Origin of the sequence: Micromonospora sp. NPDC049060 (assembly GCF_040649055.1) — a bacterium.
GTDB classification, from domain to species: domain Bacteria; phylum Actinomycetota; class Actinomycetes; order Mycobacteriales; family Micromonosporaceae; genus Micromonospora; species Micromonospora reichwaldensis.
The window spans coordinates 52328-64505 of record NZ_JBEZEV010000032.1 but is presented as its reverse complement, the minus strand read 5'-3'; the positions used below and the strand labels follow the sequence as shown (position 1 = coordinate 64505).

The 12178-nt window shown below is 76.6% G+C and carries 1 pseudogene; it reads left to right on the top strand.

The window, feature by feature from the left end:
* Nucleotides 1–30: 30 nt before the first annotated feature.
* Nucleotides 31–12141 (top strand): annotated as a pseudogene (locus AB0B83_RS14565) (type I polyketide synthase); the annotation flags it as partial.
* Between the last annotated feature and the right edge of the window lie 37 nt (nt 12142–12178).

The window sequence follows — 12178 nt, the reverse complement described above, 5'->3', positions numbered from 1 at the left end:
GCCGCCGACGTGCTGCCCGGCGACGACGCCGTGCTGGCTGTGGCCGTGCAGCGGCGGGACCGGGCGGAGGCGCAGGCGCTGCTGCACGCCCTCGCGGAGCTGCACGTGCACGGGATGCCGGTGACCTGGCAGTCGTGGTTCGCCGACGCCGGCGCGCGCCGCGTCGACCTGCCCACGTACGCCTTCCAGCACCAGCGCTACTGGCCCGCCACCAACCGGGCGCGTACGGGCGACGTGTCCGGGGCCGGGCTCGGCCGCACCGAGCACCCACTGCTCGGCGCGACCGTGGACCTGGCCGGCGACGACGAGATGGTCCTGACGGGCCGGCTCTCCCTGGCCACGCACCCGTGGCTGGCCGACCACACGGTCTCCGGGCTGACGCTGGTCCCGGGCACCGCCCTGGTCGAGCTGGCCGTGCGGGCCGGCGACGAGGTGGGCCTCTCCCGGCTGCGGGAGCTGACCATGGCCGCCCCGCTGGCCCTCCCCGGAACGGGAGGCGTGCGGATCCAGGTGCGGGTGTCCACGTCGGAGTCGCCGCAGCGTCCCGTCGCCGTCTACTCCCGCCCCGACGACGACCCCGAGGCGGGCTGGACCCGGCACGCGGAGGGCGTGCTGGAGCCCTCCACCGCCGACGAGCCGGACCCGGTCACCTGGCCCCCCGCCGGCGCGGCGGAGGTGGACCTGGCGAGCTGGTACCCGACGCTGGCGGAGCACGGCCTGACGTACGGGCCGGCCTTCCAGGGGCTCCGGCGTGCCTGGACCAGCGGCGCCGAGGTGTACGCCGAGGTGGTCCTGCCGGACGACGCCGCGACGGAGGCCGCCGGGTTCGGCGTGCACCCGGCGCTGCTGGACGCCGCCCTGCACCCGATCGGGCTGCTGCTGGGTGGCGAGGAGTCGGGCGGGCCACGGGTGCCGTTCGCGTTCGAGGGCGTGCAGGTGCACGCCTCGGGGGCGGGGGCGCTGCGGGTACGCCTGACCCGCGACGGCTCCGGGCTGCGGCTGGCCGCGTACGACGAGGTGGGCGCGCCGGTCGTGTCGGTGGACTCCCTCGTCCTGCGGGAGCTGGCCGGCGTGGCCGCGCCGGGCGTGGCCTCGCGGTCGCTCTTCGAGCTGCGGTGGCCGGCCGTGGAGGCCGCGCCCGCCGGGGAGCTTTCCGGATGGGCGCTGGTGACCGGCGGCCGGGAGCTGCTGGCACCCGTCGGAATGCCCACGTACCCCGATGTGGCGACGGTCGCGGGGGAGGAGTCCGTCCCCCGGACGCTGCTGCTGCCGGTGTTCCCCGCGCCCGGGTCTGCGGCGCAGACGCCGGAGTCGGTCCGGGCGGTGACCTCGGACGTGCTGGCGACGGTGCGGTCCTGGCTCGCGGCGGACGCCCTGGCGGACTCGCGGCTCGTGGTGGTGACCCGGGGCGCGGTGTCCGTCGGCGACGACGACCGGGTGACCGACCTGGCCGGTGCGGCGGTGTGGGGTCTGCTGCGTTCGGCGCAGTCGGAGCACCCGGGCCGCATCGTCCTCGCGGACGTCGACGGTGACCCGGATGCCGGGCTGGTGGCCCTGCTGGACGGCGTCCTGCGGGAGCAGGCCGCGACCGGCGGCCAGCTCGCCGTCCGCGAGGGTGCGGTGTACTCGCCGCGCCTGGTCCGGGCCGGCATCACGGCCGCGCAGACGCCCAGCCTGGGTGACGGCGCGGTGCTGGTGACCGGCGGTACGGGTGCGCTCGGTGCGCTGGTCGCGGAGCACCTGGTGTCGGTGCACGGCGTGCGGTCGCTGGTGTTGGTGTCGCGGCGCGGTCCGGAGGCCGCCGGTGCGGGCGAGCTGTCGGAGCGGCTGTCCGCGCTGGGCGCGTCCGTGCGGGTGGTCGCGTGTGACGTGACGGACCGGGACCAGGTGTTCGCCCTGGTGGCCGAGATCGGCGCCGAGGGTCGCCTGGCGGGTGTGGTGCACACCGCCGGTGTCCTGGACGACGGTGTCGTGGAGGGGCTGACGGCGGAGCGGCTGGCCGGGGTGTTGGCGCCGAAGGTGTCGGCGGGTTGGCTGTTGCACGAGGCGACGGCTTCGCTGGATCTGGACCTGTTCGTGGTGTTCTCGTCGGTGGCGGGTGTGCTCGGCTCGCCCGGGCAGTCGGCGTACGCGGCGGGCAACGCGTTCCTCGACGCCCTGGCGGTCTACCGGCGGCAGCTCGGGTTGCCGGCCGTCAGTCTCGCGTGGGGCATGTGGGACACCCCCGGCATGGCCGCGTCGATCGACGAGGCGGACCGGGCGCGTTCCACGCGGGCTGGCCTGACGCCGATGAGCGCCGAGACCGGGCTGGAGCTGTTCGACGCCGCCCTGGGCGCCGACCGGGCGGCCCTCGTACCGGCCGTGATCGACGTGCCCGCGCTGCGGGCGGCGACCTCCGGCGGCCCCGTGCCGGCCGTGCTGCGCACCCTGATCGGCGTGACCAGCACCCGCCGCCAGGCGGGGCAGGGCGGTGGCGGCTGGGCCGACCGGCTCGCCGGGCTGACCGAGGACGAGGGCCGCGCCCAGGTCGACGTGCTGGTGCGGGGCCTGGTAGCGCAGGTGTTGGGGCACGGCGGCGCGGAGTCGGTGCCGGCGGACCGGGCGTTCCGGGAGTTGGGCTTCGACTCGCTGACCGCCGTGGACCTGCGTAACCGGTTGAACGCGGCCACCGGGCTGCGGCTGGCCTCGACGCTGGTCTTCGACTACCCGACCCCGGCCGTGCTCGCCGACCACCTGTGGTCGGAGTTGGCCGGCGTGCGTCAGTCGACCGCCGGCCCGGTCGCCGGCACGGTCGTCGGCACCGACGAGCCGATCGCGATCGTGGGCATGGCCTGCCGCTACCCGGGCGGGGTGGAATCCCCCGACGAACTGTGGGAGCTGCTGGCCGGCGGCGGCGACGGGATCTCCGAGTTCCCGGCGGACCGCGGCTGGGACCTGGAGTCGCTCTTCGACCCGGACCCGAACCGCAGCGGTACGTCGTACACCCGCCACGGTGGCTTCCTGTACGGCGCCGGCGAGTTCGACCCCGGCTTCTTCGGCATCTCGCCGCGCGAGGCCCTGGCCATGGACCCGCAGCAGCGGCTGCTGCTGGAGGCCTCGTGGGAGTCGTTCGAGTCGGCCGGTCTCGATCCGCAGCGGTTGCGGGGCAGCCGGACGGGTGTCTTCGCCGGCGTCATGTACCACGACTACGCCTCCCGGCTCATGGACCTGCCGACCGAGGTGGAGGGCTACGTCGGGACCGGCACCTCCGGTAGCGTGCTGTCCGGTCGGGTCGCCTACACCTTCGGGCTGGAGGGCCCGGCGGTCACCGTCGACACGGCGTGCTCCTCGTCGCTGGTGGCGCTGCACCTCGCCGCGCAGGCGTTGCGTTCCGGTGAGTGCGATCTGGCGCTGGCCGGTGGCGTGACGGTGATGGCCACGCCCGGCACGTTCATCGAGTTCTCCCGGCAGCGCGGGTTGTCGCAGGACGGCCGCTGCAAGTCGTTCGCCGCGTCGGCCGACGGCACCGGCTGGTCCGAGGGCGTCGGCGTGCTGCTGGTGCAGCGCCTCTCCGACGCCCAGCGCGAGGGCCGCAAGATCTACGCCGTGGTGCGCGGCACCGCCGTGAACCAGGACGGCGCGTCCAACGGCCTGACGGCCCCGAACGGCCCGTCGCAGCAGCGGGTGATCCGCCAGGCCCTCGCGAACGCGCGCCTGACCACCGCCGACGTGGACGCCGTGGAGGCGCACGGCACGGGCACGACCCTCGGCGATCCGATCGAGGCGCAGGCTCTGCTGGCGACGTACGGGCAGGAGCGTCCGGGGGACCGGCCGTTGCTGTTGGGGTCGGTGAAGTCGAACATCGGGCACACGCAGGCGGCTGCCGGTGTGGCCGGTGTGATCAAGATGGTCATGGCGATGCGCCACGGCCTCGTCCCGCCGACCCTGCACGTGGACGAGCCGTCCCCGCACATCGACTGGACGGCCGGGGCCGTGGCTCTCGCGACCGAGCCCACTCCGTGGCCGGCCGTGGACCGGCCGCGTCGGGCGGCGGTGTCGTCGTTCGGGATCTCCGGCACGAACGCGCACGTGATCATCGAACAGCCTCCCGCCGAGACGATCGAGGGTGAGATCGTCGCCCGGGACGTGCCGCCGGTCGTACCGGTGCTGCTCTCCGCGCGCTCCGACGCGGCCCTGGCCGGCCAGGCGGGCCGCTGGGCGCGCTGGCTCGCCGCCGAGGAGGCCCCGCGTCCGCTGGACGTGGCCTGGTCCTCCGTCACCACCCGGCCCGCGCTGGAGCAGCGCGCCGTCGCCGTGGTGGCCGACCGGGACGACCTGCTCGCCGCGCTGCGGGCCCTCGACGCGGGCGAGCCCTCCGGGGCCGTCGTGACCGGCTCCACCGCCGTACGCGGCCAGCTCGCGCTGCTCTTCTCGGGTCAGGGCGCGCAGCGCGCCGGGATGGGCCGGGAGCTGTCGGCGGAGTTCCCGGTGTTCGCCGCCGCGCTGGACGAGGTGTGTGCGCACCTCGATCCGCTGCTGCCGCGTCCGCTGCGGGAGGTGCTGTTCGCGTCGGCGGGCAGCCCCGAGGCGGAGTTGCTGGATCAGACGGTCTTCACCCAGGCCGGTCTGTTCGCGGTCGAGGTGGCGCTGTTCCGGCTGGTGGAGTCGTTCGGGATCGTGCCCGACATGCTGGCCGGTCACTCGATCGGCGAGGTCACGGCGGCGCATGTCGCGGGCGTGTTGTCCCTGGCCGACGCGTGCGCCCTCGTGGCCGCGCGGGGTCGGTTGATGCAGGCGCTGCCCACCGGCGGCGGCATGCTGGCCGTGGCCGCCGACGAGACCGCGGTGGCGGAGTCTGTCGCCGGGCTGACCGACCGCGTGGGCATCGCCGCAGTCAACGGCCCGGCCGCAGTGGTGGTGTCGGGTGCGGTCGACGCGCTCGACGAGGTGGAGCGGGTCTGGCGGGATCGGGGCGCGCGCACTCGCCGGCTCACGGTCAGCCACGCGTTCCACAGCCCGTTGATGGAGCCGATGCTGGCCGAGTTCCGGGCGGTCCTGGACGGCCTCACCTTTGCCGCGCCGCTGCTGCCGATCGTGTCGAACGTGACCGGTGCGCTGGCCGGCGACGAGATCCGCACGGCCGACTACTGGGTGCGGCACGTGCGCGAGGCCGTCCGCTTCGCCGACGGGATCACCGCCCTGCGCGAGGCGGGTGTCGACACGTTCCTGGAGGTCGGGCCGCAGAGCGTGCTGACCGCGATGGCCGCCGACGTGCTGCCCGCCGACGACGCCGTGCTGGCGGTCGCGGTGCAGCGGCGGGACCGGCCGGAGGCACAGGCGCTGCTGCACGCCCTGGCGCAACTGCACGTGCACGGGATGCCGGTGACCTGGCAGTCGTGGTTCGCCGACACCGGCGCGCGCCGCGTCGACCTGCCCACGTACGCCTTCCAGCACCAGCGCTACTGGCCGGAGGGCACCCCGACGAAGCAGGCCGCCCCGGAGGGCGGCGACGCCGAGTTCTGGGCCGCCGTCGAGCGTGGCGACCTGGCCGCCCTCGCCGCCGAACTCGGCGACGACACCGAGGACCTGGACGCGCTCGCCCCGGCCCTGCCGCTCCTGGCGCGCTGGCGTCAGCACCGGTCGCGGGACACCGCCCTCGACGGGTGGTCGTACCGGGTCGGGTGGGAACCGGTACGGCCGGCCCCGGCGACCCGGTTGTCCGGGCGGTGGCTGGTCGTCACCGTCGACAGCGGCGCCGACGCGGGCGTCGCGAAGACCCTCACCCAGGCCGGCGCCCGGGTGGACACGCTCACCGTGTCGTCCACCCTCGCCCGCGCCGAACTGGGCGAGCGACTGGGCCGGATCAGCGGGGACGGCTGGGCCGGGGTGCTCTGCGTACTGCCCCGCCAGGACCGGCCCCTGGCCGACACCCCGGCGGTGCCCGCCGGCGCGGCCGCCCTGCTCACCCTCACCCGCGCGCTCACCGACACCGGCCTGCCGGGACGGGTGTGGGCGCTCAGCCGGACCGCGATGCCGGTCACGGCCGGGGAACGGGCCAGCGACGTCTGGGCGGCCCTGGCCTGGGGCCTGGGCCGGGTCGTCGCCCTCGAACAGCCCGACCGCTGGGGCGGCCTGATCGACCTGCCCGACCGCGCCGACCGCGGCGCCCGCGCCGGGCTCATCGCCGTCCTCGCCGACGGCACCCTGGACCAGGTGGCCGTCCGCCGCAACGGCCTCTTCGGCCGGCGGCTGGTGCCGGCCGCGCCGCCCGCCGGCGCGGGCTGGCGGCCCGCCGGGACGGTCCTGGTGACCGGCGGTACGGGTGCCCTCGGTCGGCACGTGGCGCGCTGGTTGCTGGCCAACGGGGCCGGTGAGGTGGTGCTCGCCTCGCGGCGGGGTCCGGCCGCGCCGGGCGCGGCCGAGCTGGTGGCCGAGCTGGGTGCGGTGCGGGTCGTGGCGTGCGACGTCACCGACCGGGCCGCGATCGACGCCCTCGTGGCGGACCTGCCGGAGCTGACCGCCGTCGTGCACACCGCCGGGGCGTCCGGCGGCACCACCCCGGCGTACGAGGTGACCGACGGCGAGCTGTCGGAAACCCTGGCCGGCAAGGTGCTCGGCGCCGTGCACCTCGACGCCGCCTGCCGGGGCCGGGACCTCGACGCGTTCGTGGTCTTCTCCTCCGTCGCCGGCGTCTGGGGCGGCGGCGGGCAGGCCGGCTACGCGGCCGGCAACGCCCTGCTCGACGCGCTCGTCACCGCCCGCCGGGCGGCCGGCCTGCCCGCCACCGCCCTGGCCTACGGCCCGTGGGCGGAGGACGGCATGGCCTCCGGCGAGACGGCCGACGGCCTGCGCCGCCGCGGGTTCAGCCCGCTCGCGCCCGACGCCGCCGTCGCGGCGCTCGGCCGCTGGGTGAACGCCCCCGAGGCGGCACCGGTGATCGTGGACGTCGACTGGTCCCGGTTCGTCACGGCGTTCACCGCCGCACGGCCGAGCCACCTCTTCGACCGGGTCGCCCCCGCCGTCGCCGAGGAGCCGGAGCGGCCGGAGAGCGCCGCCGCCACCGACGGGCTGCGGGCCAGGCTCGCCACGCTGCCGGCGACCGGCCAGGAGGCGCTGCTGGTCGACCTCGTCCGCGCGGAGGCGGCGGCCGTCCTCGGCCACCCCACCACCGACCAGGTGCCGGCCGGCCGGGCGTTCCGGGAGCTGGGCTTCGACTCCCTCGCCGCCGTGCAGCTGCGCGACCGGCTGGGCCGGGTCACCGGCCTGACCCTGCCGTCGACGGTGGTCTTCGACCACCCGTCGGCGGCGGAACTGGCCCGCTTCCTGCGTACCGAAATCGTCATCGGCGCGGACGGCGGACCGGTCACCGGCGGCGTGGCCTCGGCCCGGCCGCCGGCGGACGAGCCGATCGCGATCGTCTCCATGGCCTGCCGCTTCCCCGGCGGGGTGTCCTCGCCGCAGGAGCTGTGGCGGCTGCTGGCCGACGGCGTGGACGCCGTGACGCCGATGCCCACCGACCGGGGCTGGGACCTCGACGCCCTGTTCGACAGCGACCCGGAGCGGGTCGGCACCAGCTACACGCGCAGCGGCGGCTTCCTGCGGGACGTGGCCGGCTTCGACGCCGCGTTCTTCGGGATCAACCCGCGCGAGGCCCTCGCCATGGACCCGCAGCAGCGGCTGCTGCTGCACACCACCTGGGAGGTCTTCGAACGCGCCGGCATCGACCCGCACCGGGTCCGTGGCTCCGCCACCGGCGTCTTCATGGGCACCAACGGGCAGGACTACGCCACGCTGCTGCTGGGCGCCCGCTCCCAGGTGGAGGGCTACCAGGCGACCGGCAACGGCGCGTCGGTGGTCTCCGGCCGCCTGGCGTACTCGTTCGGGCTGCACGGCCCGGCGGTCACCGTCGACACGGCCTGCTCGTCGTCGCTGGTGGCGCTGCACCTGGCCGCGCAGGCCCTGCGCAGCGGCGAGTGCGACCTCGCCCTCGCCGGCGGCGTGACGGTGATGTCGACCCCGGGCGCGTTCCTGGAGTTCTCCCGGCAGCGCGGCCTCGCCGCCGACGGGCGGGTCAAGGCGTTCGCCGAGGCCGCCGACGGCACCGGCTGGGGCGAGGGCGTCGGCGTCCTGCTGCTCCAGCGGCTCTCCGACGCCCAGCGCGACGGCAACCGGATCCTCGCCGTCGTACGGGGCAGCGCCGTCAACCAGGACGGCGCGAGCAACGGCCTCACCGCGCCGAACGGGCCCGCGCAGCAGCGGGTCATCCGGCACGCGCTGGACAACGCCGGCCTCACCCCGGGCGACGTGGACGTCGTCGAGGCGCACGGCACCGGCACCACGCTCGGCGACCCGATCGAGGCGCAGGCGCTGCTGGCGACGTACGGCAGGGAACGCTCCGCCGACCGGCCGCTGTGGCTCGGGTCGGTGAAGTCGAACATCGGCCACACCCAGGCCGCGGCGGGCGCCGCCAGCCTGATCAAGATGGTGCTGGCCCTGCAACACGAGGTGCTGCCGGCGACCCTGCACGTCGACGCGCCGACCCCGCACGTCGACTGGTCCTCCGGCACGCTGGCGCTGCTCACCGAGGCACGACCGTGGACCACCACGGACGGGCCGCGCCGGGCCGGCGTCTCCTCGTTCGGGATCAGCGGCACCAACGCGCACGTGATCATCGAAGAGGCCCCGCAGCGGCCGGCACCGGTCGCCGCCGACGGGGAAGGGCCCGAGGCGACCGTCGGGCACGACGACGCGCGACGCGACCACCGCGCCGTGGCCCTGCCGTGGCCGGTCTCCGCCGCCGACCTGCCCGCGCTGCGCGAACAGGCCGGCCGGCTGGCCGACCGGGTCGCGACGGACGAGGACCCCGCCGACCTGGTCGCCTGGGCGCTCGCCGACGGTCGGGCCCACCTCGGCCGGCGGGCCACCGTGGTCGCCGCCGACCGGGAGACCCGGCTGGCCGCGCTACGGGCGCTGGCCGGCGGCGAGGACCACCCCGCGCTGGTCACCGCCCGGCGGCACGGCGGCGGCCTCGCCGTCCAGTTCTCCGGCCAGGGCGCCCAGCGCCCCGGCGCCGGCCGGCAGCTGTACGACACGTTCGGAGTCTTCGCGGCGGCCCTCGACGAGGTCTGCGCGGCGCTGGACCACCAGCTGCCGCAGCCGCTGAAGCCGGTGCTGTTCGCGGCCGAGGGCAGCGCCGAGGCCGCGCTGCTCGACGAGACGGTGTTCACCCAGGCGGGGCTGTTCGCGCTGGAGGTGGCCCTGTTCCGGCTGGTCGAGTCGTTCGGGGTGGTGCCCGGGCACGTCGCCGGGCACTCCATCGGCGAGATCACCGCCGCGCACGTCGCCGGGGTGCTGTCCCTCGCGGACGCCGCCACGCTGGTGGCCGCCCGGGGCCGGCTCATGCAGGCCCTGCCCGCCGGGGGCGGGATGCTCGCCGTCGCCGCCGACGAGGCGGCCGTGGTCGAGTCCCTCGCGGGGCTGACCGACCGGGTCGGCGTCGCCGCCGTCAACGGTCCCACCGCCGTGGTGCTCGCCGGGGCCCTCGACACCCTCGACGGGCTGGAGCGGACCTGGCGGGAGCGCGGGGTGCGCACCCGCCGGCTGCGGGTCAGCCACGCGTTCCACAGCCCGCTGATGGAGCCGATGCTGGCCGAGTTCCGCGCCGTCCTCGACGGGCTGACGTTCGGCGCGCCGCTGCTGCCCATCGTGTCGAACCTGACCGGGCGGCTCGCCGGGCCCGACGAGATCCGTACGCCCGACTACTGGGTGCGTCACGTCCGGGAGGCCGTCCGGTACGCCGACGGGATCGCCGCGCTGCGCGACGCGGGCGTCGACACCTTCCTGGAGCTCGGCCCGCAGGCGGTGCTGACCGCGATGACCGCCGGCCTGCTGCCCGGCGACGACGACGGGACGGCCGTGGCGGCGCTGCGCGCCGGCGTCGACGAGCCGGCCGCCCTGCTCGCCGCGCTGGCCGTCGTGGACGGCACCGGGCGGGACGTCGACTGGGCGGCGGTCCTCGCCGTGCTGGCCGGCCCCCGTCCGGATGCCCGCCGGCTGCCCGAGCTGCCCACGTACGCGTTCCGGCCGCAGCGCTACTGGCCGACCCTCGACGCGGTGCCGACGCCGACCGCCGACCCGGTCGACGACGCGTTCTGGCGGGCCGTCACCGACGGCGACCTGGGCCGCCTCGGCCTCGACCCGGACCAGCCGATGCGCGAGCTGCTGCCGGAACTGGAGTCGTGGCGGCGCCGCCAGCACCTCGACGGCGCCCTGGCCGGCTGGCGGTACCGGGTCACCTGGGAGCGCCGGGCGCTGACCGTCACCGACCCCGGCACGTGGCTGGTGGTGGCCCCGCCGCACCAGGTCACCGACCGGGTGCTCGCCGCCCTCACGGCCAACGCCGCCACGGTGCACCTGCTGACCGTCGACCCGGCCACGGCCACCCGGGACGGCCTGGCCGCCGACCTCGACCGGCTCGCCGCCGCGCACCAGCCGACGGCGCTGCTCTCCCTGCTGGCGCTGGACGAGGCGCCGCACCCGGAGCAGACCGCGCTGCCGACCGGTCTGGCGGCGAACCTGCTGCTCGTGCAGGCGCACACCCGCCGTTCCGGCCCGCCCGTGCCGCTGTGGCTGGCCACCACCGGCGCCGTCGCCGTCGACGACGAACCGGTCGTGCACCCGACGCAGGCCACCACGTGGGGCCTCGGCCTCGTCGCCGCGCTGGAGCACCCCCGGCACGTCGGCGGAGTCGTCGACCTGCCGGCGGGCCCGGCCGAGGCGGCGTACGCGGCCCTGGCCGCAGCCCTGGTCAACGTCGACGGGGAGGACCAGCTCGCCGTCCGGGAGGCCGGCGTGCACGCCCGACGCCTGGTCCGCGACACCGGGCGGCCGGCGACGGGCAGCGGGTACCGGCCGAACGGCACCGTCCTGCTCACCGGCGGGACCGGCGCCCTCGCCCGGCACACCACGGACTGGCTGGGCCGCCAGGGCGCGGAGGTGCTCCCGCTGGCGGAGCCGGCGACGGGCAAGCTCGGTGACCTGATGGAGCAGCTCGCCGCCGAGAGCCGGCCGGTGACGGCGCTCGTGCACGTGCCGGCGGAGACCGGGTCGGTGCCGCTGGCCGAGCTGACCCTCGGCGGCCTCGCCGCCGACCTGGCCGCGACCGTCGGCGACGTCCCGAGGTACGCCGACGAGCTGGCCCACCGGCCGCTCGACGCGTTCGTGCTGTGCACCTCCACCACGGGGGTGTGGGGCGCGGGCGGCCGGGCCGGCCAGTCCGCCGGCGACGCGCTGCTGCACGCGCTCGCGGCGAACCGGCGGCACGGCGGACTGGCGGCGACCGCCGTGGCGTGGGGCCCGTGGAGCGACGACCCCGAGTCGCCCGAGCTGGCGCAGCTGCGCCGGCGGGGCCTGCCGGGCCTGCCCCCGGAGCTGGCCGTCGAGGCGTTCGGGCAGGCGTTGCGCGCGGAGGCGGAACTCGTGGTCGCCGACGTGCGCTGGGACCGGTTCGTGCCGACGTTCGCGTCGATGCGGCCGTGCCCGCTGCTGACCGGGGTCCCCGAGGCGGGCGCGGCGATGCCCGCCGAAGACGACCGCCAGCCGGCGGACGACGAGGCGGCGACCGCGCTGCGGGAGCGGCTGCGCCCGCTGAGCCCCGGCGAACGGGAGGGCGTCCTCGTCGAACTCGTGGGCAACCTGGCGGCGGCCGTGCTCGGCCACCCCGGGGGCGGAGGGCTGGAGCCCGACCGGGCGTTCCGCGAGGTCGGCTTCGACTCGATGACGGCCGTGGAGCTGCGCAACCGGCTCCGCGCCGCCACCGGCGTCCAGCTGCCAGCCGGCGTGGTGTTCGACTACCCGACGCCCGCGGCGCTCGCCCGGCACCTGCGCGACCAGCTCGTCGAGGACGGCGCCGCCGCGGCCGCGCCGCTGCTCGCCGAGCTGGAGCGGCTCGACGGCGTCTTCGCGGCCGACGCGCCGGACCGGCTGACCCGGCAGAAGCTGCTGGTGCAGTTGCAGGCGTTCGTCGCCCGGTGGGGCGACGAGCGTGGTCCCGTCGAGGAGAAGCCGGCCGCGCACACCCTCGATGACGCCACCGACGCCGAGATCTTCGATTTCATCCACCGCGAGCTGGGTGGCCCCGGCGGCAATTTGCCGGGCATCTAGAAATGGTGTCGTACGGCCGTTGTCGACGGTTGTGACA